General features: G+C 67.3%; 18 protein-coding genes. 9 read left to right on the top strand and 9 right to left on the bottom strand.

Going from position 1 to position 16,060, the window contains the following annotated elements:
- Window positions 1-219: 219 nt before the first annotated feature.
- Window positions 220-1,284: a M35 family metalloendopeptidase gene (locus AC3QL3_RS05005; protein WP_492897228.1), complete on the top strand. Its 1,065-nt coding sequence runs from the start codon at window positions 220-222 to the stop codon at window positions 1,282-1,284.
- Between the two features lie 141 nt (window positions 1,285-1,425).
- On the opposite strand, the gene AC3QL3_RS05000 is transcribed toward AC3QL3_RS05005, so the two are convergent.
- Window positions 1,426-1,947 (bottom strand): SET domain-containing protein, encoded by a 522-nt coding sequence (locus AC3QL3_RS05000; protein WP_492897227.1) that lies wholly within the window; start codon window positions 1,945-1,947, stop codon window positions 1,426-1,428.
- A gap of 131 nt (window positions 1,948-2,078) precedes the next feature.
- Between AC3QL3_RS05000 and AC3QL3_RS04995 the strand changes: the two genes are divergently transcribed.
- Window positions 2,079-2,774: a ribonuclease T2 family protein gene (locus AC3QL3_RS04995; protein WP_492897226.1), complete on the top strand. Its 696-nt coding sequence runs from the start codon at window positions 2,079-2,081 to the stop codon at window positions 2,772-2,774.
- Between the two features lie 18 nt (window positions 2,775-2,792).
- On the opposite strand, the gene AC3QL3_RS04990 is transcribed toward AC3QL3_RS04995, so the two are convergent.
- The 5 genes from AC3QL3_RS04990 to AC3QL3_RS04970 all read right to left on the bottom strand — a co-directional run bounded on the left by AC3QL3_RS04990 (window position 2,793) and on the right by AC3QL3_RS04970 (window position 8,127).
- Window positions 2,793-4,133 carry a hypothetical protein gene (locus tag AC3QL3_RS04990; RefSeq protein WP_492897225.1) on the bottom strand — a complete coding sequence of 447 codons (1,341 nt, stop codon included), beginning with the start codon at window positions 4,131-4,133 and terminating at the stop codon, window positions 2,793-2,795.
- Window positions 4,134-4,385: 252 nt separating this feature from the next.
- On the bottom strand, window positions 4,386-4,820 hold the full coding sequence (locus AC3QL3_RS04985; protein WP_492897224.1) for a GNAT family N-acetyltransferase: 435 nt from the start codon (window positions 4,818-4,820) through the stop codon (window positions 4,386-4,388).
- 131 nt (window positions 4,821-4,951) lie between these two features.
- On the bottom strand, window positions 4,952-6,433 hold the full coding sequence (locus AC3QL3_RS04980) for a M20 family metallopeptidase (protein WP_492897223.1): 1,482 nt from the start codon (window positions 6,431-6,433) through the stop codon (window positions 4,952-4,954).
- A gap of 87 nt (window positions 6,434-6,520) precedes the next feature.
- The gene (locus tag AC3QL3_RS04975) at window positions 6,521-7,147 is read right to left on the bottom strand and encodes a glutathione S-transferase family protein (RefSeq protein WP_492897222.1); all 627 of its coding nucleotides are present in this window, start codon (window positions 7,145-7,147) and stop codon (window positions 6,521-6,523) included.
- On the bottom strand, window positions 7,144-8,127 hold the full coding sequence (locus AC3QL3_RS04970) for a threonine ammonia-lyase (RefSeq protein WP_492897221.1): 984 nt from the start codon (window positions 8,125-8,127) through the stop codon (window positions 7,144-7,146). The genes AC3QL3_RS04975 and AC3QL3_RS04970 overlap by 4 nt, the downstream gene beginning before the upstream one ends.
- 118 nt (window positions 8,128-8,245) lie before the next feature.
- On the opposite strand from AC3QL3_RS04970, the gene AC3QL3_RS04965 reads away from it, so the two are divergent.
- The 7 genes from AC3QL3_RS04965 (at window position 8,246) to AC3QL3_RS04935 (ending at window position 12,051) form a co-directional block, all read left to right on the top strand.
- Window positions 8,246-8,719, top strand: a complete 474-nt coding sequence (locus tag AC3QL3_RS04965; RefSeq protein ID WP_492897220.1) for an Lrp/AsnC family transcriptional regulator — start codon at window positions 8,246-8,248, stop codon at window positions 8,717-8,719.
- A gap of 135 nt (window positions 8,720-8,854) precedes the next feature.
- Complete coding sequence (locus tag AC3QL3_RS04960; RefSeq protein WP_492897219.1) at window positions 8,855-9,169, top strand: ComEA family DNA-binding protein; 315 nt, start codon at window positions 8,855-8,857, stop codon at window positions 9,167-9,169.
- A gap of 82 nt (window positions 9,170-9,251) precedes the next feature.
- Window positions 9,252-9,710, top strand: coding sequence for an SET domain-containing protein (locus AC3QL3_RS04955; RefSeq protein ID WP_492897218.1), 459 nt, complete (start codon window positions 9,252-9,254; stop codon window positions 9,708-9,710).
- Window position 9,711: 1 nt separating this feature from the next.
- Window positions 9,712-10,236: a GNAT family N-acetyltransferase gene (locus AC3QL3_RS04950; protein WP_492897217.1), complete on the top strand. Its 525-nt coding sequence runs from the start codon at window positions 9,712-9,714 to the stop codon at window positions 10,234-10,236.
- The gene (locus AC3QL3_RS04945; RefSeq protein WP_492897216.1) at window positions 10,236-10,820 is read left to right on the top strand and encodes a HutD/Ves family protein; all 585 of its coding nucleotides are present in this window, start codon (window positions 10,236-10,238) and stop codon (window positions 10,818-10,820) included. Before AC3QL3_RS04950 ends, AC3QL3_RS04945 begins: the two co-directional genes overlap by 1 nt.
- A gap of 189 nt (window positions 10,821-11,009) precedes the next feature.
- Window positions 11,010-11,483 carry a hypothetical protein gene (locus tag AC3QL3_RS04940; protein WP_492897215.1) on the top strand — a complete coding sequence of 158 codons (474 nt, stop codon included), beginning with the start codon at window positions 11,010-11,012 and terminating at the stop codon, window positions 11,481-11,483.
- A gap of 118 nt (window positions 11,484-11,601) precedes the next feature.
- Entirely contained in the window at window positions 11,602-12,051 is a 450-nt protein-coding gene (locus AC3QL3_RS04935; RefSeq protein WP_492897214.1) for a hypothetical protein, read from the top strand.
- A 49-nt stretch (window positions 12,052-12,100) separates the two neighbouring features.
- Here AC3QL3_RS04935 and AC3QL3_RS04930 read toward each other — a convergent pair whose 3' ends face one another.
- From AC3QL3_RS04930 to AC3QL3_RS04920, 3 genes are all read right to left on the bottom strand, one after another.
- The gene (locus AC3QL3_RS04930; protein ID WP_492897213.1) at window positions 12,101-12,805 is read right to left on the bottom strand and encodes a tetratricopeptide repeat protein; all 705 of its coding nucleotides are present in this window, start codon (window positions 12,803-12,805) and stop codon (window positions 12,101-12,103) included.
- Window positions 12,798-13,484: a Fe2+-dependent dioxygenase gene (locus tag AC3QL3_RS04925; protein WP_492897212.1), complete on the bottom strand. Its 687-nt coding sequence runs from the start codon at window positions 13,482-13,484 to the stop codon at window positions 12,798-12,800. The genes AC3QL3_RS04930 and AC3QL3_RS04925 overlap by 8 nt, the downstream gene beginning before the upstream one ends.
- A 71-nt stretch (window positions 13,485-13,555) precedes the next feature.
- The gene (locus tag AC3QL3_RS04920; protein WP_492897211.1) at window positions 13,556-15,982 is read right to left on the bottom strand and encodes a TonB-dependent receptor; all 2,427 of its coding nucleotides are present in this window, start codon (window positions 15,980-15,982) and stop codon (window positions 13,556-13,558) included.
- Window positions 15,983-16,060 lie beyond the last annotated feature (78 nt).

Raw genomic sequence — 16,060 nt, 5'->3', positions numbered from 1 at the left:
GCGATGTACTCGCCGCACGCGCCTGCGTGAAGCGCGCGCGAAGATCGTCAGCGCCGATAGCAATCGGCCCTCATTCGTCGCGAATGTTCGCAATGCATCGCGTGCCGGGCTGTGAACCGGTCGCCATTCGCGTACGCATGTCGGGCATAGGATCGCCGAGCGGCGTATTCGCGCCGCTCGTCTCGGGGGAGACGATTCCTGCACGAGGAGGAGGTTGGTATGAACAAGCATTGGCTTGCGTACGCTTTGCTCGCAACAGGATGGCTCGGGGTCAACACCGCATCGGCGGCCGGGATCGAGGTTTCGCTCGATGCGGCGGCCAAGACGCCGGGCAGCGGCATGATCGATTACCGCCTGGTCAACAACGGCGCCACCACGATTCACGTGCTGCGCTGGCAGACCCCGGTCGACGGCGTCACCACGGATCTGTTCCGCGTGACGCGCAACGGTGAAGAAGTCGACTACACCGGTCCGATGTACAAGCGGCCCGAGCCGCGTGCAGCGGACTACATCGAGCTGAAGCCCGGGGAGAGCCTCAGCGCCGAAGTCGATCTCAGCGCCTACTACGACATGCGCAGCGGCGGCCAGTTCGAAGTGAACTATGCACGCGACGCCGCCAGCGTCGTGCGCGAGGCTACGCTCGCGGCCAAGGGCGGCGCCGGTGGCGGCGTGGCCGGATTCGATCTCGCGCGCGGCACCGCCAATGTGTACGTCGATGCGGCACCCGATCCGCTCGGTGTCTCGCTCGATGCGGCAGCGCCCTCGCCGCTGGCAGCGACCAACACCTTCGTCAGCTGCAACAACACGCGGCAGTCGCAGCTGGTCACCGCACGCGCCTCGGCCGTGACCTATGCCAACAACTCGAAGGCCTACATGGCCGCCGGCAATCCGGGTCCGCGCTACACCTGGTGGTTCGGCACCTACAGCAGTTCGCGCTGGTCGACCGTCACCACGCACTACAACAACATCTCCAGTGCGCTGTCGACCCAGCCCTACACCTTCAACTGCTCGTGCACCGACAGTTCCTACGCCTACGTCTATCCGACCCAGCCGTACAAGGTCTATCTGTGCGGAGCGTTCTGGTCGGCACCCAATACCGGCACCGATTCGCGCGCCGGCACGCTGATCCACGAGACCAGCCACTTCAACGTCGTCGCCGGCACCGACGACTGGGCCTATGGACAGACCGCCGCGCACAACCTGGCGCTGAACAATCCGACCAATGCGGTCGACAACGCCGACAACCACGAGTATTTCGCCGAGAACACTCCGGCGCGCAACTGAGACTGAGTACGGCGCAGGAGGCCGCTAGCCGGCCTCCTGCGTTCTACGTACCGTCCTCGACGAGCGCCAGCTCGTCCGCCGCAGCGGTCGCTGTGTGGGTTTGGATTCTTGCTCGGGAAACGCGAATGCCGCCGGCGGCGCTCAGGCGCTGCGCGCGCGTTTGGCGCTGCCGGACTTGGCCGCCGCCACGCGCGGCTTGCGCTTGGGCTTGAGCATGGTGCCGACGCAGCGCGACGCGCCGCAGCGGCAGGCCCAGATCGCCTTCAGCCGCGGCGTCAGGCGTTCGTCGAGCACGATGCCGTAGTCGTAGGTCAGCTCCTCGCCCGGCCGCAGCGGCCGCAGCGATTCGATCAGCACGCGATCCTTGCGCGGATCGCCGCCTTCGTCTTCCTCCAGCAGGGCGCGGCAGTTCGGCGCGCAGCTGTGGTTGATCCAGCGCGCGATGTTGCCTTCGCTGTTGGCGTCGATCACGTACCTGTCGTTCAGCGTGAACAGAAACGTGTGACCGGTGTCGCTGGTGTTGGCGTAGAGGCGATCGGCCTGCGCATGCGTCAGGCGCTTGCCGCGGTATTCGATCAGTTCGGTCTTGGCCGGAATGTCGGTGAGGGCGAAGACGCCGTTGCCGTGGATCGGCGAGCGGCGGGCGGCGATGCGTTTGGGCATACGAACGGCGGGCAGTGGAAGATCGGAGCCGCGCATCATAGCGAGCGCCGACGGCGCGCGCACTCACGCGACCGGGCTCGATCTGCTAGCGTTCGCCGGCGGAATCGCCGCCCAACTTCGCCGAGTGTGCCATGTCGCTGCCGCGCCTCCTGCTCGCCTGTCTGACCGTCTTCGCTTGCGGCTTCGCCGATGTCGCCGCCGCGCGCAAACAGTCGCACGACTTGAATTCGCCGGTGCGCACGGCGAAAGACGAGCACATCGGCGAATACGACTACTACGTGATGGCGCTGTCGTGGTCGCCGACCTTCTGCGCGACGCGCGGCGAGGACGAAGACGACCAATGCGGCGAAAAAGGCTACGGCTTCATCCTGCACGGACTGTGGCCGCAGTACGAAAACGGCGGCGGCCCGGAGCTGTGCGACTCGCGCGAAAGCGGACCCGACCGCAAGACGGTCGCCGCGACCTTGGCCTTCATGCCGAGCCGGCGCCTGATCAACCACGAGTGGCGCAAGCACGGCGCCTGTACCGGCCTCGGTGCGAAGAAGTATTTCGAGACCGCCGACCACGCCTTCGCCGCGCTGCAGGTGCCGCCGGAATTGAAGGCGCCGCGCCAGCCCGTGCAGATGAACGGCGACCAGCTGCGCGGCGCGCTCAAGCGCGCGAACCCGGCGCTCGGCGACGACATGATGAGCTTGCATTGCAGCAAGGGCCAGCTGGTCGAAGTGCGCGTGTGCCTGGACAAGGACACCAAGCTGCGCAGTTGCGGCAAACGCATGCGCAACGCCTGTTCGGCGACCAAGCCGTTCGAGATTCCGGCGGTGCAGTAGCCGCCTGACACGGCCTCGCTAGCGCAGCGGCGCGGAGTCGTCGAAGCCGTCGACGAAGATTCGATCCGGCCGCTCTTCGCAAGGGCCGTCCGCATCGTAACGTTGCGCGAGCAAGCCATCGGGACCGGCGCCGAGCGCGATCCAGCCTTGCGCGGAACCCACCGCAGCGCCGATGTAGTACAGCGCGGGATCGTCGCGCCGGCGGCAGAGTTCGCCGTCGGCGCCGAATTCGAGCAGGCGCGCATAACTCGACTGCTCGGTCTTGACGTAACCGGCGAGCAGGATGCGTCCGTTCGACGTCTCGGCCAGCACGTACGGCGGAAACTGGCCGTAGCCGATCGAGAACGAGAACAGCCGGTCCCACACCACCTGCCCGTCGACGCCGTCGAGGCGCACCAGATGCAAGCGCTCGGTGGCGGAGCCGCCGCCGTCGGTCACCAGCAAGGCATCGCCGTTGGCAGCGAGCCGGAAACGATACAGGTCGCGGCCGAGCGGCGTTTCTTCGCTTACGCCGAGCACACGCTTCCATATCCGCGCGCCGTCAGCGGCGAGCTTCCACACGGTCGCTTCGGGCACCCCCATGACACCGTCTTCGGGCGTGCCGGCGAGCAAGAGATCGCCGTGCGCGTCGGGCGCGACGTAGGCCGGTCCGAGCGGCGAGCCGTGATCGCCGGGTTCGAGATCCTCGAACACCACTGCACCGCTGGCGTCGAAGCGGATCGTCGTGTAACCGCCGTCGAGTCCCGTACCGACGCCGGTGACGACGGCGCCGCCACCCGCCAGCGCGGCGATGTCGGTCGCGCGCACCTGCGCGCCGGCGTGCCGGCGCCAGGGCGGCCGCTCGCTGCCGTCGGCGGCGTAGCGTGCGACCACATAGTCGCCGCTCGTCGGATCCGACAACGCGAGCAGAAGATCGCCGCCGCTCGATTCGACCAGCGCGCGCAGACCGATGCGACCGGTTTGCACACGCCCGAGTGAAGAATCGTGCGCCCACAACGCTTCGCCGCTCGCGTCTCCGTGCACGGCGAGCGCGGCGCTCGCTTCCGACCGCGGCACCCCGAACGCAGCGATGCGCCCCGACGAAAGCCGTTCGATGCCGCCGGGCGAGGAGATCGCGATGATGTCCTGCGTCCATGCCAGCCGACCGTCGGCCTCGATGCGCAGCACGGCCATATGCGGCTGATTGGCGCGCGTGAAGGTCGCGCCGACGAATGCGCTGCCGTCCGGCGCGAGCTCGACTTCGAGCGGCCGCATCGGTTCGAATTCGGTGGGTTGCGGCACGCTCCATTGCGGCAGCCAATCGGCGCGCGCGCTCGAGGCGAGGAAACTGGCGAACAAGAGCATGCGAGCGATCGGCATGGCGCACTCCACGATCCATGCGCAGGTCAACGCAAAACGGCGGTGAGATCGCACCGGCTTTGGCTGGCGATCGGCGCCGACGCGTTTGCACGCTGCGACTCAGCCGCCGTCGAAGCCGTCGACGAAGATCGGCGGCTCGTTAATGGGCAGCGGTGTCAGGCTCGCGGCTGCGAGCGTCTGCGGTGTGCCGGGCTCGGCGATGTGCAGTACGACTTCGCGAAGTCTTGTCTGGAAAGCAGCCCGCGCAAGCGGCTAGCGCAGCGCTCGGACGAACACCTGTTGAGTCTTGCTGCGCGCATAGCCCGCGCGTTCGTAGAAGCGATGCGCGCGTTCGCGCTCGACCCGGCTGCGCACGCGCATGCGTTTGGCGCCGCGTTCGCGCGCCCAGGCTTCGGCGGCGCGCAACAGATCGGCACCGACGCCGGTGCCGCGGGTGGACGCGGCGACGACCAGGCCGAGCACCTCGGCGACGTCGTCGTCGACGAGTTGCGCGTGAATGGCGACGTGCAGCCAGCCGACGACGCGGCCTTCGGCGTCCTCGGCGACGAGCGCGCGGCTGCCGCACTCCGCCTCGATCGCGGCCAGCCGCGCGACGACCTGTTGCCGCGTAGCCGGATAGCCGAGCTCACCGCACAGTTCTACCAGCGCCGCGGCGTCGTAGTTGCGCGCATTGCGGATCGTCGTCATCGCCTGCCCTCCATCGTCGCCACAGGCTAGCGCGCGGATCGGCGCGAAACGAGGCGGGTCGATGGCGGAACGGCGGCTGCGTCGGGCGACACACCCCTCTCCCGCAAGCGGGAGAGGGAAACTGCACCAGCTCAGTCGCAGCAGCCGTCGCCGCCCTTGACCGTGTGTGCGTGACTGGCGGCGACGCCGCGGGTCAGGCCCTGACCGCTGGCGACGTAGTGATCGGCGACGACCTGCGCCACGCACATCGACATGCGCTTGCCGGTCGGGATGTGCAGGAACTCGTTCGGGCCGTGCGCGTTCGAGTGCGGGCCGAGCACGCCGGTGATGAGGAACTGCGCGCCGGGGAATTTCTCGCCGAGCATGCCCATGAACGGAATCGAGCCGCCTTCGCCGTTGTAGGCGACCGGCGCGCCGAAGAAGCGCTGCGAGGCGGCGTCGACCGACTGTTCCAGCCACGGCGCCAGCGCCGGCGCTTCCCAGCCGCTGCCGGCCTTCTCCAGATCGAAGGTGACCTTGGCGCCGTACGGCGGATCGGTTTCCAGCAGGCGCTTCAAGAATTCGCCGCCCTTCTTCGCATCCAAGGTCGGCGGCACGCGCAGGGACAGCTTCACCGCGGTGTACGGCCGCAGCACGTTGCCAGCCGAATCGAGCGCCGGCAGACCGCCGACGCCGGTGATCGACAGCGCCGGGCGCCAGGTGCGATTGAGCACCAATTCGGCGAGGTCGGCATTCATCGGCTGCATGCCGTCGACCAGCGGGAATTTCGAATACACCGCATCGCCGAGGATCTCGGCCGCGCGCTTGGCCTGCGCCACGCGCTGCGCCGGAATCTCCACGTGCAGTTCCTGCGGCAGGATTTTGCCGCTGACCTCGTCTTCGAGCCGCGACAAGAGGCGGCGCAGGATGCGGAAGCTCGAAGCGACCACGCCCGAAGCGTCGCCGGAATGCACGCCCTCCTCCAGCACTTGCACGCTGAGGTTGCCGCCGGTCAGGCCGCGCAGACTGGTGGTCAGCCAGAGCTGCTCGTAGTTGCCGCAGCCCGAGTCGAGACAGACGATCAGCGACGGCTTGCCGATGCGCGCGGCGAGGTGATCGACGTAATACGGCAGGTCGTAGCTGCCCGACTCTTCGCAGGCTTCGATCATCACCACGCAGCGCGCGTGCGGAATGCCCTGCGCCTGCAACGCGAGGATTGCGGCGAGCGAGCCGAAGATCGCATAACCGTCGTCGGCGCCGCCGCGGCCGTACAGCTTGTCGCCTTCGAGCACCGGCTTCCACGGGCCCAAATGCGCCGACCAGCCGGTCATCTCCGGCTGCTTGTCGAGATGGCCGTAGAGCAGCACGGTGTCGTCGCCCTGGCCGGGGATTTCAATAAAGATCAGCGGCGTGCGCTCGGGCAAGCGCACGACCTCGACCTGCATGCCCGGAATCGCCTGCGCCTTCGCCCAGGCTTCCATCAGCGCGACGGCCTGGTCCATGTAGCCGTGCTTGGCCCAATCGGCGTCGAACATCGGCGACTTGTTCGGAATCTTGATGTACTCGGTCAGCTGCGGAACGATCTCGCCGTCCCACAAGCCGCCGACGAAACTGCTGAGTGCGTTGGAATCCATGAATTCACCTTTCGCATGGGCGCCGCACGCGGCGACGCAAGCCTTACATCGTAGCGGATCGCACGCGGGCGCGCGCCGCAGGGAGCGCTAGCGATCGTGCGTCGCGCCGGACAGCGTGGTCGCCTGCATCGACGGCCGCGCGTTGAAACGTCGGTACCAATCCGCCAGCCGCGGACGGCCGTCACCGAACGCATAGACGTCGCGGAATTCGATCCAGCTCAGCGCCGTCGCCACGGCGATGTCGCCGATGTGAATGCGATCTTCGTCGGCATGAGCGAGTTCGCGTTCGAGATAATCGCAAGCCGCGGCGATTTTCTGCCGATGACCTTCGCCGAGCTCGGGCCAGCGCAGCGCCGCCGGGCGCCGCTCGATTTCCCAGCGCAGGTCGATGCCGGCGTCGGCGATGCCCTGCGCCAGCGCCTGCGCACGCAGGGCGCGCCAGCGCGGCGGCCCCGAGCGCGGAATCAACGGCGGGCCCGCGTGCAGGCCGTCCAGGTATTCGCAGATCACGTTCGAATCGAACAGGACCAGGCCGTCCGCGGCGATCAGCACCGGCACCTTGCCGAGCGGATTGCGCTCGAACACCTCCTCGTTGCGCAACAGCGGGCTGGTTTCCTGATGGATCACTTCGATCTGCGCGGCGAGGCCGGCTTCGTGCGCGGCGACCAGGACCTTGCGCGCGTAGGGAGAGTGCGTCTGGTAGAGCAATTTCATCGGTGAATTTCCTCGAGTGAAGAAGAGCGCTCTTGCAACAAGCGCTGGCGCAGCGCTGCGGTGAGATTCGCGCCGCACAACACGCTGGCGACACGGCGGCCGGCATAACGAGGCCGCTCGGCCAACACGGCGGCGAGCCCGGCCGCGCCGGCCGGTTCGGCGAGGCGGCCGAGGTGGCGATGGATGAGGCGCATCGCCTCGAACAGCTGCGCTTCCGACACGGCGACGATGCGATCGCAGCAGCGCCGCAACAGCTCCAAGGTCGAGGCGATCGGCACGCGTACGGCGATGCCGTCGGCGCTGGTGTCGGCGTGCTCGGTTTCGATCGCGCGGCCGGCCTCCAGCGAGAGCTTCATCGCCGGTGCGTTCTGCGCCACCACCGCGACGATCTCGACGTTCGGCATCAAGGCGCGCAGCGCGCTGCCGACGCCGGCGAGCAGGGCGCCGTTGCCGAGCGGCAGCGCGATCGCATCGAAGCCGCCGCGATCGGCCAGTTCGAGCCCGATGCTGCCGGCACCCTCGCCGATCGCCGGCTCCACGCCGTCTTCGACGAAGCGCAAATCCCGCTCGTGCGCATAGCGGCGCGCGGCTTGTTTGGCCGCGTCGAAGTCGGCGCCGGAGACACGCACCTCGGCGCCGAAGCGGCGCAAGGCCTCGACCTTCAGCGGATTCGCACCGGCGCCGACGAAGACGGTGCAGGCGCTGCCGTGCTGCGCGCAGGCATAGGCCAGGCCCTGACCGAAATTGCCGGCCGAGGCGCACACCACCGCTTCGCCGGCGCGCACGGCGCTGCGCACGAACCAGTCGGCGCCGCGGCCCTTGAACGAGCCGATCGGATTGGCGGTTTCGATCTTCAGCCGCAGTTCGCAACCGAGCACGGCGTCCAAGGCCGCATCGGTCGCGACCTCGGTATGAAGAAAAATCGGATCGATGCCGGCGGCGGCCGTGCGCAGCCGCGGGAGTTCGAACAAGGGAGGCATGCAGCGGACTCGCAGCAAGAGGAACGGATCGCCATGCTAGAGTCCGGCCGCGCGGCAGGGCCGCGTTTTTCTCCGTTCTCGCGCGGCTTTCCCGCGCCAACCGACTTCCGCACGCACGATGCCGGCGCCGCTCGATTCGCTCGACCGCAAGATCCTCGCGCTGCTGCAGCGCGACGCGCGCCTGCCGGCGGAAACGATCGGTGCCGAGATCGGCCTGTCCGCCTCGGCGGTGCAGCGGCGGCTGACGCGCTTGCGCGAAGACGGCATCATCACCGGCGAGGTCGCGATCGTCGATCCGGGTCGCGTGGGCCGGCCGCTGACGATGATCGTCGACCTCGAAGTCGAACGCGAGCGCAGCGAGCTGTTGGCCGGCCTCAAGCGCTGGGTGGCGGCGGAAGCGGCCGTGCAGCAGGCCTGGTACGTGACGGGCGAGGAAGATTTCGTGCTGATCGTCAGCGCGCGCGACGTCGAGACCTTCGAGGCGCTGATGCAAAGACTTCTGGCCGAGAACGCGAACGTGCGCCGCTACCGCACGCGGGTGGCGCTCGGCACGCTCAAGCGCGGCCTGACGGTGCCGCTGGAGCCGGGTTGAGAGACGTCGTGTAGGAAATTTCCTACACGACGACGAGCACCGTTCCTACGCCCATCTGCGCTGCACGTCGCTGTCGCCCACCCCGCCGCGACCCTAGACTTTCGCCCGGCGATTGCGTCCGCTCCCGATACCGCCGTGCCTACGCTGAAAAAATTACTGTTCTTACTGCTCGCCCTGCCCGCGCTGGCCTGGGGCCAGGTAGACCTCAATCGCGCCGACGCGAAGATGCTGGCCGAGGCGATGAGTGGGGTCGGTCTGGTCAAGGCCGAGGCGATCGTCGCCTATCGCACCGTGCACGGCCCGTTCCGCCGCATCGAGGATCTGAGCAAGGTGCGCGGCATCGGCGTGAAGACGATCGACGCCAACCGCGATGCCGTCGTGGTGATCGATCCGGACGACAAGCCCGAGCCGTCCGGCGCCGGCGGCACGCGTCCCGCCGCTACGCAGTAGCTGCGGCAAGCCGCCGCAGGCCGTCGCGGGGGCTCGGCCGGCCCGTGCTAGACTCGCGCCCCGCCCCACGGCGGTCCCACGCATGATCCTCCCCCGCTACCACATCGGCCCGTCCTTGATCGCGGGCGCAGGGAAAGGCTTGTTCCTCGACGAGCCGGTCGCGCGCGGTCGCGTGATCACCGCACCGGACGCGATTCCGGACGTGCACTCCTTCGAACACATCCTCGCCCGGCCCGACGCCGCCGCGCTGCTGCCGGCCACCGTGCGCTGGTTCGAAGACCGCTACACGATCACGCCGGAATGGCCGGACGAGTGCTACATCAACCACGCCTTCGCGCCGACCGCGCTGTGGCACCTGGGATTCGTGTTCGCCGGCGCCGACCTCGACGCTGGCACCGAAATCACCGTCGACTACCGCCATCTGCTCGCGCCGGGCCAGGAAGAAGACTTCCGCGACGCGCTCAGCGGCGAACGCATCGTCGGCTATACCTGGACCGAAAGCCTGCGCGCCTCCACGCACGCGCTCGCTGCGCTGATCTGACATGATCGAAATTCCCTCGCTCGAAACCGAACGCCTGCGCCTGACCGCGTTCGGCAACCGCCATTTCGAGGCCTACGCCTCGATGCTCGGCGACCCCGCCAGCACTCGCTTCGTCGGCGACGGCCATCCACTCGACCGCATGAACGCGTGGCGCTCGATGGCGATGCTGCTCGGGCACTGGTCGCTGCGCAGCTACGGCATGTGGGCGGTCGAACTGAAAGACAGCGGCGAATTCGTCGGCCGCGTCGGCTTGCACCATCCAGAGGGATGGCCGGACCTCGAACTCGGCTGGATGCTGATGCCCGCGCACCAGCATCAAGGCTATGCCACCGAAGCCGCACGCGCGGCGCTGGCGTTCGCCTTCGAGCAGGTCAAGGCCTTGCGCGTGGTCAGCTTGATCCGCATCGAGAACACCGCCTCCGAGCGCGTCGCGCGCCGGCTCGGCGGGCGCCAAGCCACCACCATCGATTTCCTCGGCAGCGCGACCCTGGTCTACATCTACCACCCGCCCGAGTCGGACGTCTGATGCGCCTGATCCCGGCCAGCGAGAGCCGGCGCGTGCGCTGGAAGAACGACGGCGGCTGGACCACCGAGCTGGCGCGCGATCCGATCGGCGGCGACGACTTCCGCTGGCGCGTCAGCATCGCCGAGATCGAAAGCGACGGTCCGTTCTCGCTCTTTCCCGGCATCGAGCGAGACCTGATCCTGCTCGACGGCGCCGGCATCGAACTCGACCTCGGCGAAACCGCGCCGCGCCGTCTGACGCAGCGCTTCGAACGCGTGCATTTCGCCGGCGAGACGCGCGTGGACTGCCGCCTGCTCGACGGCCCGACACGCGACTTCAACGTGATGGCGCGCCGCGACGCGGTGCGCACCGAAGTGGTCGCGCGCCCCTTGGCCGGCTCGATGCTGGTGTTCGCCGAACCCGACGCCGAGTGGCTGATCCACGTGCTGGCCGGACACGTCGACGCGCGCCGCGGCGAAGAAGTGCTGACCATCGAAGCCGGCGCTTCGCTGCATTTGGATTTGCGCGACGCGCACGACGCCGGCCGCCTCGCGCTCGAAGGCGCGGGGGAGCTGGTGCTGGCGAAATTCGTCGCGACGGCTTGAGCGTATTCGACGCGAGGTCCGAGTCGCGCCGATGAAGCGTGCAGTCGGGCGGCAGCACTCTCGGCACTCGTGAGCGATTGCGGCGCCCATCGATGTGGTGGCGGCAATTATCGCGGCGATCGTCTTCTTGACGCATTTTCGCGGCTCGGCGACAGTCCGGCGCGCATCACACACCCGCCGTCGAATTCAATGAAGGCACAGCTCACCAAGTTTCTGCTCGCAGCAACGGCATTCGCGGCACTCTGCGTCGCCATCGCGCGCACGCGAGACGAAGCCTGGCTCACGGCTTGGTTCCTGTTGCTCTTGTTCGGCGAGCTGCCGGTGCTGATTCTGACGTGGGCCGAGTTGGCGCGCGCACTGCGCAACGCGCCGTCGCGCTCGCCTTGGATGTTCGCCCTCGGCGTCGTCTTCGGACTGCCTCAGGCCTTGTTCGGTCTGATCGCGCTCGCCTCCGGTCTGGGCATCATCGGTTGGGTTCTCTACAACTCATTGGTGGCACGGCAACCGCAGTACGTCGGCGGTTGGCTCACGTTCGGGTCGGGTCCGGTGCTCGTGTTGTTCGGCGCATACTGGGTGCGCGACGCGTTCACCCGTCAGCGTGCGGAAGATGTCCGACTCGAAGCGTCGAACGACGAGGCCGGCGAGCGCGAGCCTCCAGGCTGAGGTTCTCAACGAAAGGCGCAGACAGATCGAGCTTGCGCGACGCACACGACACAGGGCATCGTGCGTACGACGAAGTCATTGAACGTGGCGGCAAAACTCGAGCACACGTTTCCGCGCAATGAGCACCGAATCTTCTCCAACGCCTGCGCGCGTTTCGCTGGGCTTGCTGGCACTGATGCTGCTGGGGCCATTGGCGGCCCTCAACGTTCGCTCACAACTTCGGCTCGAAGAGTTGAAGGTGTCCGGCGTGCAGGCCGTCGGACGCATCACCTGGAAACATTGTGAGAACCATGGCGAGGTCTTTTACGCGTTCAAGGTCGACGGCAAAGACTACGTCGGCAACGGAACCTGCGTTTCTTCTTGCAGGGATGCCTCTGTCGGCGACCCCGTTTCCATCATTTATGCGCGCGACGCGCCTTCGAACGTCGAATGCCGATCTCTTGCCGAGAAGAGAGAAATGATCGACGGAAATTATCTGGCGTTGACCTTGATCGCTGCCGTGCTGACGGCCGTCATCTTTCACATCACGAGGGTCGACGGGCCGATCCGATCGCGAGATTGGCGCTGAGCGCTCACTCAGCGGAAGTCAGGCTGCGATTCCGCTCGTTTCGAACGCTTCAACTGGGCACGCGCACGCGCTCGCCGATGCGGATAGCGACCTCTCGCAACGGCGCATGCGGCGAAGCGGCGAGATCCGCAGCGAGCCGCTCGAGAAACGCCGGCGTCGCCGTCTCCGCCGCGCGACGCAGCCACATCGCGGCGGCGTCGATCTCGCCGCGCTGAGCCAGGATCGAGGCGTAGCTCGTTTGGCCGCGAAAGTCGCCGCCTTCGGCAGCGCGCCGATACCACTGGGCGGCGACGTCGGCGTCGCGCTCGACTTCCCAGCCTTCGTCGTAGTAGCGGCCGACCCAATTCATCGACTTCGCGTGGCCGAGTTCGGCGGCGCGCCGGTACAAGGCGAACGCTTGCGCGCTATCGGCGGCGACGCCGTGCCCGCGGTGCAGCAGGTTGGCGTAGTTGTACAGGCCCCAGTCGAGACCGGCGCGTGCTGCCTTGCGATACCAGGCGGCAGCCAACACCGGATCCTCGGGCGTGCCGTGCCCGAGTTCGTGGCAGCGCCCGACCATGTTCATCGCGGCCGCGTGGCCGCTGTTGGCGGCGAGCGTGTACCAGTACAGCGCTTCGGCCGCATCGAGCGCGACGCCGCGTCCTTCGCCGAGCATCTGTGCGTACAGCGCCTGCGCTTCGATGTCGCCGGCGCGTGCGGCCGCGCTCACCACGGACACGGCTTGCGCCGCGCGCGCGTCGGCGCGCTCAGACATCCGACCACTCGCGCAGCAGGTTGTGATAGACGGCGGTCAGCTGCACCAACTCGGGCGCATCGGGCAGCTTCTGCGTCAGCTGCTGGATCGCGACGTCGAGTTCGAACAAGGTGCGGCGCTGCGCATCGGAGCGCACCAGGCTCTGAATCCAGAAAAACGAGGCGATACGCGCACCGCGCGTCACCGGCACGACTTGGTGCAGGCTGCTTGCCGGGTAGAGGATCAAATCGCCGGCGGGGAGCTTGACCTCGTGCGTGCCGAAACTGTCCTCGATCACCAACTCGCCGCCGTCGTATTCCTCCGGCGCGCTCAGGAACAAGGTCGCCGAGAGATCGGTGCGCACCGGTTGCGCCTCACCGCGCGAGCGGTCGTAGCGCACGGCGTTGTCGACGTGAAAACCGAACGACTGGCCGCCTTCGTAGCGGTTGAACAAGGGCGGATAGATGCGCCGTGGCAGCGCGCCGGCGAAGAACAGCGAATGGCGGCCGAGCGCGTCCAGAATCAACGCGCCGAGTTCGCGCGCGATCGGATCGTTCTCGGCGAGTTGAAAATTGCGCTTGGCTTGCGCGGATTGGTAACCGGCTGTCGCGCGCCCGTCGGCCCAAGCGGCGCCGTCGAGCGCGCGACGGCAACGCTCGAGTTCGGCGGGTGCGAGAACGTTCTGGACGTGCAGCAGCATCGGCGTTCGCGTAGCTCGGGAGTGGAAGGTCCGCCACAACGGCGGACCTTCACTCTACATCGACGCTGTGCTCAGAACGCGTAGGTCGCGGTCAGCACCGCCGAGCGCGACTCGCCCGGCGTGCCCCAGGCGATGTCGCCGGCGGTGCGCACGCGGGTCAGATAGTCCTCGCCGAACAGATTGGTGACGTTGAGCTGCAGGCCGAAGTTGTGGTTGAAGCGATAACCGACCATCGCGCGGTGCATCCAGTAGCTGTCGACCCGATTCAACGGTCCGTTCGGATTGGCGGCCGAGTGCTGGCTGACGTTATAGCTGCCGACATAGGTCGCGCCGTAGCCGAGCTGCCACTGCGAGGACAGATCGTAGGTGGTCCAGAAACTCAGCGAATTTTCCGGCGTGGAGAGCAGCGGATCGCCCTTGGTGTAGTCCGCGCCGCCGCCGGCGACGAAGTCCGACGCGCCCTGCTCGACTTCGCTGTCGAGATGGGAGTAGTTCGCGTACACCGCCCACTGCTCGGTAATGTTGCCGACGATGCCGAGCAGCACGCCGTCGACGCGCGCGCGGCCGTCCAAGGTCATCTGACCGGACGGATTGTCCGGATTGCCCGGGTCGGCGACGCGGTAGTTCTTGCGCTGGTTGCGGAAGATCGAGCCGGTCAGCGAGAGGCGGCCGTCGTACAGGTCCCACTTCGCGCCGAGTTCGTAGTTGACCGCGGTTTCCGGATCGACGTTGCAGTTCGCCGTGCCGGTCGTACTGGTCGGCGTGCACGAGCCGTTCACCGTCGCCGCCGACGGCGTCTTCGAGTTGCTGTAGGCGACATAGACGCTGGCGTTCTCGACCGGCTTGAACACGAGGCCGGCGCGGTAGGAGAACAGGTTGTCGGTATTTTTCGACGGCGCGTTGGCGCCGAGGATGTTGCCGATGCCGGTGTTGTCGGGCGGCGGGCTGCCCGCAACCGGCGCGGTGAACTGCTTGACGATGTAGCTGGTCGCCTCGGCGTCGTTACGCTCCCAGCGCGCGCCGAAGTTCAGCGACCACTGCTCGTTGAACTTCAGATTGTCGAAGGCGTAGACGGCGGCGTTGTCGAGGTCGCCGTCGACCTTCGAGGTCAGCGTGCGGTGCGAAGGACCGACGTAGTAGGAATCGGGATTGCCGATCGGCGTGAACGGGAAATGCCCCGGCGCGACGTACGGGTTGGTGCCGTCGGCATTGCGGAACTGCGTGCTGCCGTCCAGATCGTAGCTTTCGTGCGAGAACGAGGCGCCGACGACCAGGCTGTGGGCCAGCGCGCCGGTGTTGAAATCGGCGCTGAAGTCGGTCTGGTTGTAGAGCATCTTGTTGGTGGTGTCGCGCACGTTGCCGCGCGGACCGCTCGGCATGTACATGCCCGGCGGCACCGTGATGCCGCCGCTGCTGCACGAGCCGCCTGCCGGGGTCAGTCCGTTGGGCAGACAGAACGTGCCTTGCGGCGGATCGACCAGGGAGAACTGGGTGACACGCTGCGCGCGGGTCAGATTGCGCAGCGAGAAGCCGCCCTGGAATTGATGCTGGATCGCGCTGGTGAACGCATCCGCGCGGATGCGCTGCTCGTCGAAGTTGCGATAGCCGTAATAGGCCTCGCTGTCGACGCCCGGCAACAGCTTGCCCTTGAAGGTCGGCACGCCGTACTGCGGGATGTTGTCGTCGCTTTGGTGGAAGTAGCTCAGCGTGACGGTGGTGTCGGTGCCGAGGCCGAACGCGATCGACGGCGCGATGCCCCAGCGCTTGAACTGCTCGACGTCGCGGCCCGGTACGTCGTTGCGATGCGCCATCACGTTCAGGCGCAACGCGGTGGTGTCGCCGATCTTCTTGTTCGCATCCAGCGTCGCGCGGCCGTAGCTGTCGGTGCCGGCGCCGAGGCTGACCTGCGAGCGATCGTCCAGGAACGGCGTCTTGCTGGCCAGGTTGACGGTGCCGCCGACCGAGCCCGAACCGGAATAGACCGAGTTGGCGCCGTTGACGAGTTCGACGTGGTCGAGGTTGAACGGATCGGAGCGCGTGTACTGCGCGCTGTCGCGCACGCCGTCGACGGTGATGTCATTGCTGCCGCTGAAGCCGCGCAGATTGATGCTGTCGCCGTAACCGCCGCCGCCCTCGCCCGCGCCGAAGGTGATGCCCGGCAAAGTGCTGAGGATGTCGCGCAGGTTCAACAGGTTCTGCTGAGTGATGACTCGCTGCGGCACGATCGTGATCTGCTGCGGCGTATCGAGCAAGGGAGCGGTCAGCTTCGGCGACTGCGCCTGCTTCACCAGATTGCCCTCGACCGTCACGCTCTCGAGCTGGTTGGCGTCGCGCGTGTCGATATCGTCAGGAGCGGCCGCCGGTTCAGACGCGGCTTCGGCCGAGCCGGGCTCGGCCAGTGCAGGCGCGATGCTTGAAACGAAGGCAGTGCCAAGCGCGGTGGCCAGCAAACGCTTGGGCGTTGCCTGGCTCGCTTTGACGAACGGACTGGAGGACATCGAGGAGTTCCTTGGATGGAAAGTACGAAATCGATGCGCGCTGCGTGGGCCGCTCGCGCAACCGCCCCGGCCGAACGT

The sequence above is a fragment of the Dokdonella sp. GW821-FHT11D02 genome, from assembly GCF_058808595.1.
The sequence above is the reverse complement of the archived record's forward strand: the minus strand, read 5'-3'. Positions and strand labels throughout refer to the sequence as shown.